Source organism: Actinokineospora bangkokensis (genome assembly GCF_001940455.1).
Lineage (GTDB): Bacteria > Actinomycetota > Actinomycetes > Mycobacteriales > Pseudonocardiaceae > Actinokineospora > Actinokineospora bangkokensis.
The window spans coordinates 87,786-101,296 of sequence record NZ_MKQR01000001.1 but is presented as its reverse complement, the minus strand read 5'-3'; the positions used below and the strand labels follow the sequence as shown (position 1 = coordinate 101,296).

General features: G+C 74.6%; 14 protein-coding genes. 7 read left to right on the top strand and 7 right to left on the bottom strand.

What is annotated here, in order from left to right; all coding sequences use genetic code 11:
• Window positions 1-247: 247 nt before the first annotated feature.
• A complete protein-coding gene (locus tag BJP25_RS00470) occupies window positions 248-1,420 on the bottom strand; it encodes a homogentisate 1,2-dioxygenase (protein WP_075972728.1) in 1,173 nt (390 codons plus the stop codon).
• Between the two features lie 68 nt (window positions 1,421-1,488).
• Here BJP25_RS00470 and BJP25_RS00465 point away from each other — a divergent pair, with 68 nt between their 5' ends.
• The 3 genes from BJP25_RS00465 to BJP25_RS00455 are packed head-to-tail and all read left to right on the top strand — an operon-like array spanning window position 1,489 to window position 4,216.
• On the top strand, window positions 1,489-2,361 hold the full coding sequence (locus tag BJP25_RS00465) for a hypothetical protein (RefSeq protein ID WP_075972727.1): 873 nt from the start codon (window positions 1,489-1,491) through the stop codon (window positions 2,359-2,361).
• Window positions 2,358-3,548 carry a fumarylacetoacetase gene (gene fahA / locus BJP25_RS00460; RefSeq protein ID WP_075972726.1) on the top strand — a complete coding sequence of 397 codons (1,191 nt, stop codon included), beginning with the start codon at window positions 2,358-2,360 and terminating at the stop codon, window positions 3,546-3,548. The genes BJP25_RS00465 and fahA overlap by 4 nt, the downstream gene beginning before the upstream one ends.
• A complete protein-coding gene (locus tag BJP25_RS00455; protein ID WP_075972725.1) occupies window positions 3,548-4,216 on the top strand; it encodes a helix-turn-helix domain-containing protein in 669 nt (222 codons plus the stop codon). Before fahA ends, BJP25_RS00455 begins: the two co-directional genes overlap by 1 nt.
• 149 nt (window positions 4,217-4,365) lie before the next feature.
• Here the strand turns inward: BJP25_RS00455 and BJP25_RS00450 are convergent, their stop codons facing one another.
• Window positions 4,366-5,550 (bottom strand): cytochrome P450, encoded by a 1,185-nt coding sequence (locus BJP25_RS00450; RefSeq protein WP_075972724.1) that lies wholly within the window; start codon window positions 5,548-5,550, stop codon window positions 4,366-4,368.
• A 24-nt stretch (window positions 5,551-5,574) separates the two neighbouring features.
• Between BJP25_RS00450 and BJP25_RS00445 the strand changes: the two genes are divergently transcribed.
• The 4 genes from BJP25_RS00445 to BJP25_RS00430 are packed head-to-tail and all read left to right on the top strand — an operon-like array spanning window position 5,575 to window position 8,220.
• On the top strand, window positions 5,575-6,369 hold the full coding sequence (locus BJP25_RS00445) for a glycerophosphodiester phosphodiesterase (protein ID WP_075972723.1): 795 nt from the start codon (window positions 5,575-5,577) through the stop codon (window positions 6,367-6,369).
• Window positions 6,370-7,305 (top strand): DUF5926 family protein, encoded by a 936-nt coding sequence (locus tag BJP25_RS00440; RefSeq protein ID WP_075972722.1) that lies wholly within the window; start codon window positions 6,370-6,372, stop codon window positions 7,303-7,305.
• Complete coding sequence (locus BJP25_RS00435; protein WP_075972721.1) at window positions 7,302-7,637, top strand: DUF952 domain-containing protein; 336 nt, start codon at window positions 7,302-7,304, stop codon at window positions 7,635-7,637. The genes BJP25_RS00440 and BJP25_RS00435 overlap by 4 nt, the downstream gene beginning before the upstream one ends.
• A gap of 22 nt (window positions 7,638-7,659) precedes the next feature.
• Window positions 7,660-8,220, top strand: coding sequence for a hypothetical protein (locus tag BJP25_RS00430; protein ID WP_143218801.1), 561 nt, complete (start codon window positions 7,660-7,662; stop codon window positions 8,218-8,220).
• Window positions 8,221-8,277: 57 nt separating this feature from the next.
• Here the strand turns inward: BJP25_RS00430 and BJP25_RS00425 are convergent, their stop codons facing one another.
• The 5 genes from BJP25_RS00425 to BJP25_RS00405 all read right to left on the bottom strand — a co-directional run bounded on the left by BJP25_RS00425 (window position 8,278) and on the right by BJP25_RS00405 (window position 13,501).
• Window positions 8,278-8,805: a ferritin gene (locus BJP25_RS00425; protein ID WP_075972719.1), complete on the bottom strand. Its 528-nt coding sequence runs from the start codon at window positions 8,803-8,805 to the stop codon at window positions 8,278-8,280.
• Between the two features lie 131 nt (window positions 8,806-8,936).
• Entirely contained in the window at window positions 8,937-10,118 is a 1,182-nt protein-coding gene (locus tag BJP25_RS00420; protein ID WP_075972742.1) for an arginine deiminase, read from the bottom strand.
• 167 nt (window positions 10,119-10,285) lie between these two features.
• Window positions 10,286-11,173 carry a non-homologous end-joining DNA ligase gene (gene ligD, locus BJP25_RS00415; protein WP_084793569.1) on the bottom strand — a complete coding sequence of 296 codons (888 nt, stop codon included), beginning with the start codon at window positions 11,171-11,173 and terminating at the stop codon, window positions 10,286-10,288.
• A 28-nt stretch (window positions 11,174-11,201) separates the two neighbouring features.
• The gene (ligD, locus tag BJP25_RS00410; RefSeq protein WP_075972717.1) at window positions 11,202-12,659 is read right to left on the bottom strand and encodes a non-homologous end-joining DNA ligase; all 1,458 of its coding nucleotides are present in this window, start codon (window positions 12,657-12,659) and stop codon (window positions 11,202-11,204) included.
• Window positions 12,660-12,703: 44 nt separating this feature from the next.
• Window positions 12,704-13,501, bottom strand: a complete 798-nt coding sequence (locus BJP25_RS00405) for a CPBP family intramembrane glutamic endopeptidase (RefSeq protein WP_233157846.1) — start codon at window positions 13,499-13,501, stop codon at window positions 12,704-12,706.
• Window positions 13,502-13,511 lie beyond the last annotated feature (10 nt).

Genomic DNA, 13,511 nt, shown 5'->3' with positions numbered 1-13,511 from the left:
CTCGATGGGGTGGTCCCGCTTGGTCGGGGCCCCTGCGGCGATCATGTGCTCGGGGTGGGGAAAAGGTGAGGCCTGCGGCCCCACCCCCCGGCCGTGGGTAGCACATGATCGCCTTCCCCGACCAAGCGGGACCACCCCATCGAGCAGTGCGGGTGGGGCGTGTTGCGTTGGGTGGGTGGGCGCGCTGCTTCAAGAGCAAGGGAGGGCGAAGAGCGGTAGCCGGGGGGTGGGGAGGTGGGGGTGGGGGTCAGCTCTGGGGGGCCCTGCGGGACCAGGTCCAGGCGTAGTCGGGGTCTTCGCAGGTGGTGGCCGGGTCGGCGAGGTCGAGGGGGCGGAAGGTGTCGACCATGACGGCGGTTTCGTCGAAGCGCTCGGCGCCCAGGGAGGCTTCGGCGGCGCCGGGTTGGGGGCCGTGGGTGAAGCCCGCGGGGTGCAGGGAGAGGGAGCCGATGGCGATGCCGGAGCCCTTGCGGGCCTCGTAGTCGCCGCCGACGTAGAACATGAGCTCGTCGGAGTCGACGTTGGCGTGGTTGTAGGGGACGGGGATGGCCTCGGGGTGGTAGTCGACCTTGCGGGGGACGAAGGAGCAGACGACGAAGCCGGGGCCCTCGAAGGTCTGGTGGACCGGTGGGGGTTGGTGGATGCGGCCGGTGATGGGCTCGAAGTCGCGGATGTTGAAGGCCCAGGGGTAGAGGCAGCCGTCCCAGCCCACGACGTCGAACGGGTGGTGGGCGTAGGTGAAGCGGGTCAGGCCCGCGCGGTGGCGGACCAGGACGTCGACGTCCTCGCCGTCGACCAGCAGGGGGGCCTCGGGGGCGCGCAGGTCGCGCTCGCAGTACGGGGAGTGCTCCAGGAACTGCCCGCGGGTGGACAGGTAGCGCTTGGGCGGGCCGACGTGGCCGGTGGCCTCGATGGCGTACAGGCGCAGCTCGCCGCGGGGGACGATGCGGTGGGTGGTGGAGGTGGGCAGGACGACGTAGTCGCCGTCGCCGACCTCCAGGGTGCCGTTGACCGTCTCCACGACCGCCGAGCCGCCCTGGACGTAGAGCAGCTCGTCGCCGACGGCGTTGCGGTAGAGCGGGCTGGGCTCGGTGGCCACGGCGAAGGAGATGACCACGTCGGCGTTGCCGAGCAGGGTGCGGCGGCCGGTGACCGGGTCGGTGCCCGACCCCCACTTCATGTCCTGGGTGCGCAGGTGCCGGGGCTTGAGCGGGTGGTTGGGCACCAGGGTGCCGCGGAAGTCCTCGACGCCCACCGCGTCGACGATCGCGGTGGGCGGGAACCGGTGGTAGAGCAGGGCCGAATCGGCCGAGAAGCCCTCGACGCCCATGAGCTCCTCGGCGTAGAGGGAGCCGTCCGGGGCGCGGAACGCGGTGTGCCTCTTGCCGGGGATCTGCCCGACGCGGCGGTAGTGCGGCATCGCTCCTCCGAGTGTCCGGATAGCGGACATCTTTGTTCAGTTGCCGGTGCGCTACTAGCGTGTCAGCCGTGTCAAGCGCCGTTCCCCTGCCCCCGCCCGGCCCGCGCGGGGTTCCGCCCCTGTTCGCGCGGCTCATCGACGACGCCGCGATGTTCCCGCCGGGCAGCGCCGCGGTGCCCGACGCGGTGCGCGCGCACCTCGCCGCCCGGACCGCCGAGCGGTCCGGGCTCATGGGCCTGTTCCTGTGCCAGGCCTCCCGCCTGCCCGAGCTGATCACCGAGCTGGTGAAGGCGAGACCGGACAAGCCGGTCGCGCTGTCGCTGGTGATCGACACCGGCCTGGGCGGGGTGCCCAAGGCGCTGTCGATCGTGGAGTCGCGGGCCGAGCTGCTCGCGCTGCGCATGGTCGAGATGTCCGCGCCCACCGACATCGACGACGTGTGGCTGGAGCGGGTGAACGAGTTCGTGCCCGAGGACGTCATCCGGGTCGTCGAGCCGCGCCGCGGCGACGGCGGACCGGAGTGGCTGGAGGGCATCCGCCGGGTCTGCGAGCACGGCAGCTGGCCCAAGATCCGCTGCGGCGGGCTCAGCGGCGGCATGTTCCCCAGCGTCGACGAGGTGGCCGACTTCCTGGCGGTGATCAGCGCCGGGGAGGCCTCGTTCAAGGCCACCGCGGGCCTGCACAACGCCGTGCGGCACACCGACGCCGAGACCGGGTTCACCCACCACGGGTTCCTCAACCTGCTGGTGGCCACCGCCCGCGCGCTCTCCGGCGGGGACGTGCGCGCGGCCCTGCGCCAGACCGACGGCGCGCTGCTGGCCGAGGAGGCGGCGGGGCTGTCCGACCAGGCCGCGCACGCCGTGCGCGCGGTGTTCGGCTCCTACGGCTCGTGCTCGCTGGACGAGCCGGTCGCGGACCTGGAGGGGTTGGGGCTGCTGTGAGCTGGATCGACGACCCGGCGTTCTCCCCGGACGAGCCCTTCGGCCCGCAGACGCTGCCCTACGGCGTGCTCGACACCCCGGACGGGCCCGTGGTGGCCGTGCGGGTGGGCGACCACGCGCTGCCGCTGCGCGCCCTGGCGGGCGAGTTCAGCGCGGAGCTGGCGCCGCTGGTGGCGGCGGGCTCGCTGGACCCGCTGCTGGCCGCCGGGCGCCCCGCGTGGTCGGCGCTGCGCGCCCGGCTGCGCGAGCTGGTGTCGCAGTCCGCCGCCCCGCCCGGGGCCGAGCTGCTGGCCCTCTCGGCGGTGACCACGCGGCTGCCGTTCACCGTGGGCGACTACGTGGACTTCTACTCCTCGCGCCACCACGCCGAGAACGTCGGCCGCATGTTCCGCCCGGACGCCGAGCCGCTGCTGCCGAACTGGACGCACCTGCCCGTGGGCTACCACGGCCGGTCGGGCACCGTCGTCGTCTCCGGCACCGACGTGGTGCGCCCGCACGGGCAGCGCCGCGGCGAGCACGGCCCGGTGTTCGGCCCCAGCACCCGGCTCGACATCGAGGCCGAGGTCGGCTTCGTCTGCGGCGGGCCGGTCGCCGGGCGGGTCTCGACGTCCTCGGCGCCCGACCACGTCTTCGGCGTCGTGGTGCTCAACGACTGGTCCGCCCGCGACATCCAGGCCTGGGAGTACGTGCCGCTCGGCCCGTTCCTGGGCAAGTCCTTCGCCACCTCGATCAGCGCCTGGGTGACCCCGCTGGAGGCGTTCGCCGCGGCCAGGGTGGAGGTGCCCGACCCCGGCCACCCGCGGCTGGACTACCTGGTGGAGGACCAGCACTGGGGCCTGGACCTGACCATGGAGGTGCGCTGGAACGGCACCACCGTCTCGCGCCCCCCGTTCGCGGGCATGGCGTTCTCCTGCGCCCAGCAGCTGGCCCACATGACCGTCAACGGCGCCACCGTCCGCCCCGGCGACCTGTTCGGCTCCGGCACCGTCTCCGGGCCGGAGAAGCGCCAGCGCGGGTCGTTCCTGGAGCTGAGCTGGGGCGGCGCGGAGCCGGTGGTGCTCGACGACGGCAGCACCCGCACGTTCCTGGAGGACGGCGACACGGTGGTCATCACCGCCACCGCCCCCGGCCCCGACGGCTCGGTGGTCGGCCTCTCCGAGGTGGTGGGAACGGTGGTGGGCGGCTGATGCCCGGCATCCGGTCCACCGGGCCCCGGCAGGCGTCGGCGGCCAAGGAGAGCTCGCTGACCCTGGACCGCGGCCTGGCCCTGCTGCAGGCGGTGGCCGAGGCCGACTCCGAGGCGCCCACCATCTCCGACCTCGCCGCCGCCATCGGCGCCTCCCGCGCCGCGGTCTACCGCCTGCTGGTGCCCCTGCAGGCCCGCGGCATGGTGCGCCGGGAGGGCTCCCGGGTCCGGCTGGGCCTGGGCCTGCTGGAGCTCGCCGCCAAGGTCGCCCCGCAGCTGCGCATGGCCGCCCTGCCCGCCCTGCGCGACCTGGCCGAGTCCCTGGGCGCCACCGCCCACCTCACCGTCGCCGACGGCGACGAGGCCCAGGCCGTCGCCGTCGTGGAGCCCTCCTGGACCACCTACCACGTCGCCTACCGCGTCGGCACCCGCCACGCCCTGCACCGCGGCGCGGCGGGCCGGGCCATCACCCTGCGCCCCGACGAGGGCGCCTGGGTGGCCAGCGCGGGCGAGCTGCAACCCGGCGCCCACGGCGTCGCCGCCCCCGTCCGCGGCGTCCCCGGCCTGCGGGCCAGCGTCGGCCTGGTCAGCTTCGAGCCCCTGGACGCGGCAGAGGTGGGCCCCCGGGTCGTGGACGCGGCGGGCCTGCTCGCCACCGCCCTGCGCTGACCCCGGCGCGGGGCTGCCCGACCCTGTGGATGGTTCGCGATCTTGGCGGCGTGGTTGTCGGTCCTCGCGGGCAGGATGGAAATCGGGGGTCCCCCAGGGCCTGTGGATGGATTTCCCCGCTGGTGGGCGGTTCGTGGTAGGGGCTGGGGTCAGGCGGTGACGGGCAGGGACTGCCAGCCGCGGATGACGAACTCGGGGCGGCGGGTGGGGGTTCCGGCGAGGGCGAGGGTGGGCAGGGTGGCGGTGAGGGCCTTGAGCGCGGCGCTGACCTCGACCCGGGCCAGCGGGGCGCCCACGCAGTAGTGGATCCCCGCGCCGAAGCCGAGGTGCGGGTTGGGGGTGCGGGTGATGTCCAGGCGGTCCGGGTCGGGGAAGACCTCGGGGTCCCGCGCGGCGGCGCCGAGCAGGGCGGCGACCTTGTCGCCGGGGGCGAGGTGGTGGCCCGCGATGGTGACGGGCGCGGTGGCGGTGCGCTCGAAGAGCTGGAGCGGGGCGTCGTAGCGGATGAGCTCCTCGACGGCGGTGGGCAGCAGCGCCGGGTCCGCGACCAGCCCGTCCCACTGGTCGCGGTGGGTGAGCAGGGCGTGGACGCCGTTGCCGACGACGTTGACGGTGGCCTCGTGGCCTGCCATGAGCAGCAGGACCGCGGTGGCGACCAGCTCGTCCTCGGTGAGCTTGTCGGTGCCGTCGCGCACGGCCACCAGGTCGCTGACCAGGTCGTCGCCGGGGGCGCGCCTGCGGTCGGCCACCAGGGCGCGCAGGTAGGCGGTGAACTCGGCGGCGGCCCGCTCGGCGGCGGCGGCGAGGTCGGCGGGCAGGCCGTACTCGTACATCTTCACGATGGCGTTCGACCACGGTTGCAGCAGCCCGCGGTCGGCCTCGGGGACGCCCAGCAGCTCCCCGATGACCTGCACCGGCAGCGGGGCGGCGAGCAGCGCCAGCAGGTCCGCGGGCTCCCCGTCGCGCACCCGGGCGGCCAGCTCGTCGACCATGCCCGCGGCCAGCGCCTCCACCCGGGGCCGCAGCCGCTCGGTGTGCCCGCGGCCGAACGCGGCGGCGATGAGGCGGCGCAGCCGGGTGTGCCGGGGCGGCTCGGACTCCAGCAGCGAGTTGCGGTGCAGCAGGTTGAACCCGGCGAACGCCGCCACCGGGGCCACGTCCGTCCACAGGCGACCCAGCGAGCGGCTGCGCAGCACCGCGTCGGCGGCGGCGTGCGTGGTGGTGACGGCCAGGCCGAGGCCGGGGTGGTGGTGCACCGGGCCCGCGGCGCGCAGCGCGGCGAAGGCGGGGTACGGGTCGGCGATGAAGGCCAGGTCAGCCGGGTCGAAGCTCACCGGGCCACGGTAACCTGGGGACCCGTGGAGCCCGTCGTCGTCGCGCACCGAGGTGCGTCGGCGCACCTGGCCGAGCACACCGCCGCCGCCTACGCCCTCGCCCTGGAGCAGGGGGCCGACGCGCTGGAGTGCGACGTGCGGCTCACCCGCGACGGGCACCTGGTGTGCGTGCACGACCGGCGGGTCGACCGCACCAGCAGCGGCCGCGGCGTGGTCAGCGAGCTGACGCTGGCGGAGTTGGCGGAGCTGGACTACGGCGGCGAGGTCGGGGTGCTGACGCTGCGCGCGCTGCTGGGCATGGTGGCCGACCACCGGCGCGCGCCCCGGCTGTTCATCGAGACCAAGCACCCGGTGCGCTACGGGCGCCTGGTGGAGGAACGGGTGGTGCGGCTGCTGGCCGAGCACGGGCTGACCCGCCCGGCGGGCCAGGAGGACGCCCGAGCGGTGCTGATGTCGTTCTCCACCCTGGCGGTGCGCCGGTTCAAGGCGCTGGCCCCGCGGCTGCCCACGGTGCTGCTGATGGCCCTGCCGTGGCCGGGGCTGCGCGGCGGCGAGCTGCCCGCGTGGGCGGACGCGGCCGGGCCGGGGATCGGCCTGCTGCGCCGCGACCCCGGGTTCGTCGCCCGCGCGGCCCGGCACGGCCACCCCACCTACTGCTGGACGGTGGACGACCCGGCGGACGTGCGGCTGTGCCGGGAGCTGGGCGTGCGCTGGGTGGCGACCAACGCCCCGGCGGCCACCCGCGCCGCGCTGGCGGCGGCCGCGGCGGGTACGGTCCCCGGCAGCAGCCGGCACCCCAGACCCGACGAGGAGTCGTAGATGGCCAGGCGATCCGCCGTGAAGAACGCGCCGAGGGCGAGCGCAGGGGACGACAACCCGCGCAGGCCCTGCCCCTGCGGCTCCGGCAAGCGCTTCAAGGCCTGCCACGGCTCCTCCGGCGGCGCGGCGGACATCCCGGTGGCGCGGCCGTTCGAGGGCCTGGCCGGGGAGTGCGAGCTGGTGGCGATGCGCGAGTTCGTGCCGTCGGGCACCGCGGCGCTGCCCGGCACCGACATCACCCTGGCGACCGTGCTGCCGATGGCCGCGGCGGCGCTGGTGCGCGCGGACGGGGTGAAGTACGTGGGCCTGCAGGTGCAGACCCGCTCCAGCGACATCAGCCGCGACCTGGCGCGCGCCGTGCTGTGGGCGCGCGAGGCCGGGCCGGGCGACGTGCTGGCGGTGGTGGGCCCGGAGACCGACCCGGGTGAGGCGCCCGAGCGGTTGCAGGACCTCGTCGACGTCGACGGCGCGTTCGAGCCGGTGGTGCACTCCGACTTCGCCTGGTGGATGCCCGAGGGCAGCGAGCCCAGCGGCGAGGTCGCGCTGTCGCTGGAGCGGGCGAACCAGGCGATCATGCCGACGGAGAAGATCGGCCCGGCCGCCTACTGGGTGGACGCGGGCGAGAAGGCGCACCTGCGCTGGGTGCGCCCGGAGCCGGAGGAGCAGCTGCTCGCCGCGCTGGCCCGGCTGCACGCCGCGGGCGAGCTGGGCTTGGGCGAGGGGTCCCGGTACGCCGGGTCGTTCCGCGCGCACGGGCTGCTGGTGCCGGTGTGGGACCTCGACCGCGAGCCGCACGCCCGGGAGTGGGCGGCGGGCGCGGAGGCGCTGGGCGAGCGGCTGGCGACCGCGCTGGCGTCGCTGGAGGCCGAGCCGCTGACCGGTGCCGAGCGGCGCTCGCGCGACGGGCTGCTCAACCGGCAGATCACGATCCGGTGATCGTCCACCTCATCCCGGCCGCGGACTGGCCCGCCGAGGCGGTGCGGCCGGACCCCGCGGTCGGGTTCGTGCACTGCTCGGACCCCGGGTCGGTGCTGCTGCCCGCGCGGGCGCTGTTCGCCGGGCGCACCGACATCCTGCTGCTGGAGGTCGACCCCGCGCTGGTGGGGGCGCCGGTGCGGTGGGAGCCGGGGGTGCCGCCGGTGCCCGGCGGGCCGTGGTTCCCGCACGTCTACGGGCCGATCCCGGCCTCGGCGGTGGTGGCGGTGCACGAGCTGCCGCTGGCCGGGGACGGGGACTTCGCCCTCCCCGCCTCTCTGGCCCTGCGCTGACGTCGGGCACAATCACGGGCCCATGAGACGATCTTCGTGGCTGCCCGTGCTGCTGCTGCTCGCGGGCTGCGCGAGCACGCAGGACACCCCGGCTCGTCCGGGTGGCGCACCGCTGCCGGTGAGGTCCTCTGCCGCGCCCCCGGTGGTGCTCACCTCCGCCGAGCCCGCGCCCGTGCTGGGCCCGACCGGTCTCGGCGGGTTGCAGCTGGGCATGGCCAAGGGCGACGCGATGGTCAGCGGGGAGCTGACCCAGGTGCCCGGGGAGGTCGGCGGCACGGCGTGCGCGCAGTACCAGCTGATCAAGTTCCCGAGCACCGACGGCGGCTACCAGGTGGGCGCCTCCGGCACCCGGGGGGTGGAGGTCATCTTCGCCCCGCCCGGGGTGTCGACCCCCGAGGGCATCCACCTGGGCAGCACGCTGCGCGAGGCCCGCAGCGCCTACCCGAAGCTGGGCTCGGGCGGGGACTTCCTGCGCACCCCGGTGCCCGGGCAGCCCGACTACGTCTACCTGGTCGGCACCGGCGGCGGTGACACGGTCGTGGCGCTCGCCCTGATGCTGCGCGACCAGACCTGCATCAACTGAGCGCGCGCGGGGCGGCCCGGGTCACCCCGGGCCGCCCCGCGCGCTGCTCGGCTCCGCTCAGGCGCCCGCGCCCGCCACCCGGGGTGCGGTGGGGTCGGGGGACCCGGGGGTGGTCTCCCTGGCCAGCCAGGTCTCGACGTCGAAGAGGTTGCCGCCCGCGCGCTTGACCACGTTGAGCAGCGTGGTCATCGAGGCGACCTCCTCGACCTGCTCCTTGAGGAACCACTGCACGAACTGCTCGCCGAGGTAGTTGTCCTCGTCGCGGGCGGTGCGCGCCAGCGTGGTGATCTCCTCGGTGACCGCGCGCTCCTGCTGCAGGGCCAGCGACACCAGCTCCACCGCGTCGGTGAAGTCGTTGCGCGGCTCGTCCACCCCGGGCACCACCGGCGGGATGTCGTTGTCGAGCAGGTACTGCGTGATCATCATGGCGTGGTCGCGCTCCTCCTGCGACTGCCGGTAGAAGAACCGGGCCAGCTGGGGCAGGTCCTGCCCGTCGAACCACACCGCCAGCGCCGTGTACTGCTGCGCCGCGCTGAACTCGTTGCGGACCTGGGCCTGGAGCAGCTGGTGGAACTTCGTGGTCATGGCATCCACGGTACGCGAAGGACCGCCATTCCCGGAATTCCCGCGGGGGAATTCCGATCACATTAGGCAAGCCTTGTTTAATGGTTAGGCAAGGCTATCCAGAACGATTCCCCGGTGCGGGCGAGGTGCTTTCAGAGCGCGTCGCGCAGCACCGGGCAGGACATGCAGCGCGGCCCGCCGCGACCGGTGCCCAGCTCCGAGCCGCTGATGCGCAGCACCTCGATGCCCGCGTCCTCCAGCCGGGAGTTGGTCTCCACGTTGCGCTCGTAGGCGACGACGACCCCGGGCGCCACGGCCAGGGTGTTGTTGCCGTCGTCCCACTGCTCGCGCTCGGCGGTGACCGGGTCGAGGCCGGTGTCGATCACGCGCAGCCGGTCGATGCCCATGGCGGCCGCGGCGGCCTCCAGGAACGGCGCGGGCCCGCTCACCCGCACGCCGTCGTCGGCGGGGCGCAGCGTGTAGGCGGTGAGGGTGTCGCGCACGGCCGGGTACATGACCACCGCGTCGCGGTCGACCATCGTGCAGACGGTGTCCAGGTGCATGGTGGCGCGGTCCTGGGCGATCGGGACGGCGAGGACGGTGTGCGCCAGCCCGTCGCGGAAGGCCGAGCGGGCCAGCGACTCGGCACCGGCGGGGGTGGTCCGCTCCCCGACGCCGACGGCCAGCACGCCCGGCGCGAGCAGCAGCACGTCGCCGCCCTCGACGGGGGCGGAGTGGGCGCCGTAGGCGCGGCCCGCGGCGGCGAAGCGCGGGTGGTAGGCGTAGACGAGGTCGAGCAGCGCGGTCTCCCTGGCGCGGGCGGGCATGGCCAGCGAGGCGATGGCCACCCGGTCACCGATCCACACCGACGAGTCGCGGGTGAACAGCAGGTTGGGCAGCGGGTCGACGACGAAGTCGTGCGGGTGGTGCATCCGGCGCACCAGGGAGGCGCCCTCGGCGTCGGGCAGCTCCTCGAAGGTCATGCCGCCCATCAGCACGTCGGCCAGGCCCTTGGCGTCGACGGTGGACAGGTGGCTGGCCAGGGCGTCGCCCAGGTCCTCGCCGAGGCGGCGGCGGTCGACGGCGGTGGTGGCCGCGGCGCCGTGCGCGCGCTCGTCGGCCAGGGCGGCGACCAGGGTGTCGGCCAGCAGCATGACCTCCACGCCGCGGCCGGTGAGCACGTCGGCGAACCGGTCGTGCTCGTCCTGGGCGCGGTCGACCCAGGGGATGCTGTCGAACAGCAGCTGGTCGTTGTTGCGCGGGGTGAGGCGCTTGAGCTCGGTGCCGGGGCGGTGCAGCAGGACGGCGCGGAGCGGGCCGACCTCGCTGTCCACCCGGGGTGCGGGCGAGGCGGCGTCGGGGGTGTTCGCGAAGTCGGTCACGGGGTTCAAGGGTAACCAGCGGTGGTGGATTCCGCTGCGTCCGAACGGTTCGACCCGCTGAACTCGCCACGAATCGCCGCTGGCAACAGCGGTTCGTTAAGCGAAATGGCGCCCTGGTGTCAGGATCGTTGCGTGGACGTGGGCAGTCGGGGCCCCTTCGCCAGCAGCGGCTCGAACAGGTCGCCCAGCTCGGCCACCCGGTCGAGCACGTCGTCCGCGGTGAACAGCAGGTCGTCGACGCTGCCGCACGCCTCGACCTCGTCCCACGCCAGCGGGGTGGAGGCGGTGGGCAGCGAGCGGGCGCGCAGCGAGTAGGGCGCGACGGTGGTCTTGTTCGGGTTGTTCTGGCTCCAGTCGATGAAGACCTTGCCGCGCCGGAGGGCCTTCGCCATCCGGGACACCACCAGCCGGGGCATCGCCGCCTCCAGCCGCTCGGCCAGCGCCTTGGCGTAGTTCGACGTGTGCTCGGGCGTGGTGGTGGTGACCGGGGCGTAGAGCTGCATCCCCTTGTTGCCGCTGGTCTTGGCCACCGCGGTGAGCCCGTCCGCGGTCAGCTCCGCGCGCAGGGCCAGCGCCACCTCGCAGCACTCCACCACCGTGGCGGGCTCGCCGGGGTCGAGGTCGAACACCAGCCGGTCCGGGCACCGCCTGCCCCCGCGCGGGCCCACCGTCCACTGCGGCACGTGCAGCTCCAGCCCGGCGAGGTTGGCCGCCCACACCACCGACGGCAGGTCGGGCAGCAGGGCGAAGTCCAGGCTCTGCGCGCCGGTGCTCGACCCGGGGGTCTCGATGGTGACCGTGCGGACCCAGTCGGGGGCGTGCCCGGCGGCGTTCTTGTGGAAGAACCCCGGTTTGGCCACCCCGTCCGGGAAGCGGCGGAAGGTCACCGGGCGGTCGCGCAGGTGCGGGGTGAGCACGGCGGCGACCCGGCTGTAGTAGTCGATGACGTCGCCCTTGGTGAACCCGTCCTCGGGGTAGAGCACCTTGTCCAGGTTGGACAGCCGCATCCGCTGCCCGGCGACGTCGACCAGCACCTCACCGGCCACCGGGCTCACCGCCCCCGTCCCAGCCCGCCACGTCCGAGGGCGCCTTGTCCGGGCGCAGCCCGCGCCAGGACGGGGCGCGCAGCCTGCCGTCCTGCGTCCAGTCGCGGAACACCACCTCCGCCACCAGCTCCGGGCGCACCCAGTGCGCGCCCCTGGCCCGCTCCCGCGGCACCTCGTCGCAGAACGGGGAGGTCTTGCGCTCCAACCGCCGCAGCCTGGCCATCAGCGACTCCAGCACCTCGTCGGTGAACCCGGTCCCGACCTGCCCCACGTAGCGCAGGCCCCGCGGGGTCGGTACCCCGAGGTGCAGGGAGCCGAACACGCCGTTGCGCCGCCCCTCCCCGGGCCGCCAGCCGCCGACGACGACCTCCACCGCGCGCAGGTCGGTGATCTTCACCCAGTCGGCCGACCGCCGCCCCGGCGCGTACCGGGAGTCCAGGCGCTTGGCGATGACCCCTTCGAGCTGCTGGTCGCGGGCGGTCCCCAGCACCGCGGCGCCCTCACCGGACCAGCTGGGCGAGGGCGTCCAGTGCGGGCCGCGCAGGTCCAGGCCCACCAGCAGCTCGCGGCGGCGCTGGTAGGGCAGGTCGAGGCACGGGCCGCCGTCGAGGTGCAGCACGTCGAACACGACGTAGGTGACCGGGCTGTCGCGGGACAGCCGCCGCGCCACCCGCTCGTCCTGGACGTGCATGCGCTTCTGCAGCTCGGCGAAGGAGGGCTTGCCGCCGCGGAAGGCGACCACCTCCCCGTCGAGCCACACCTGCGTGCTGCCCAGCTCCTCACCGAGCCCGCGCAGCTCGGGGTAGGTGGCGGTGATGTCGTTGCCCTTGCGGGAGAACAGCCGCAGCCGCCCGCCCTCGACCCTGGCCAGGGCGCGCACGCCGTCCCACTTGAACTCGAAGGCCCACGCGTCGTCGTCGGGCGGCAGCGAACCGGGGGTGGCGAGCATCGGCTCGACCGCCTCGGGCAGCGGGACGCGCGCCGGGTCCTGCGGCGGGTCGGACCGGCGGACCATCCAGTCCTTCTCCGAGCGGCCGCGGAAGAAGGTGTACTTGCCCTCGACGCGGCCCCCGTGCAGGACCACCGCGATCTCCCGGTCGCTCCACTTGACCGTCTCGTAGGTGCCGCGGTCCCAGATGGTCATCCGCCCGCCGCCGTACTCGCCCCGCGGGATCTCGCCCTCGAACGCGGCGTACTCGACCGGGTGGTCCTCGGTGTGCACGGCCAGCCGGATGTCGCCGCGGTCCTCCGGCAACCCCTTGGGCACGGCGAAGGAGACCAGCACCCCGCCGCGCTCCAGCCGCACGTCCCAGTGCAGGCGGGTGGCGTGGTGCTCCTGGATGACGAAGGTGTCGTCGCCGCCGGTGGGCAGCGGGCCCTCGGGCGGGACCGGCTCAGGGGTGCGCCCGGCATCGCGCTTCCGCCGGTACTCACCCAGGCCAGGCATCCCCCATTCCTACCCTGACCAGCGCAAACGCGCCACCCCGGCGGTCAGGGCAGCCAGTCGACCGCGCCGCTGAGCAGCGAGTACCCGACGAAGGCGACGATGTCGATCAGCGCGTGCGCCACCACCAGCGGCCACAGCCGGTTCGCGCGCTGCCAGAACCTGCCGAACACCAGGCCCATCACCACGTTGCCCAGGAACCCGCCGAACCCCTGGTAGAGGTGGTACGACCCGCGCAGCACCGCCGAGGCCCACAGCGACCGGCCCTCGGAGAGGCCGAGCTGGCGCAGCCGGGTGATGAAGTACCCGACGACCAGCACCTCCTCGGCCCAGGCGTTGCCGATGGCGAGCACGACCAGGGCGATCGGGCGCCACCAGAGGTCGCCGAGGGTGCTGGGCGCGACGGCGAGGTTGATCCCGAGCGCGTAGCTGAGCAGGTAGAAGCCGAGGCCGGGCAGGCCGATCAGCGCCGCGAGACCCACCCCGACCAGCACGTCCCTGCCCTTGCGCCGCAGGTCCAAGCCGACGCGGGCGAGCGCGATGCCCGCCCGGTGCAGCAGGTAGGCGCCCAGCGCCCCCCACGCGAACAGCCGCAGGGCGCTGAGCAGCTGGCGGACGAGGTCGAGCAGCCCGGCCCTGGCCTGCGGGACGTTGATGGCGACGCTCTGGTCGCTCAGCGCCTCGGTGCGCAGCAGCGAGTCGACCAGCGACACCAGGCTGCTCAGCCCGGCCAGGCCCAGGGTGATCGCGAAGACGACGACGAGTTCGACGCGGATCAGCCGCCGCTCGGCCCGGTCGTCGACCAGCCAGCCCCCGGGTCGAGGGGGGAAGATCCAGTCCCGCACCCGGCCCAAC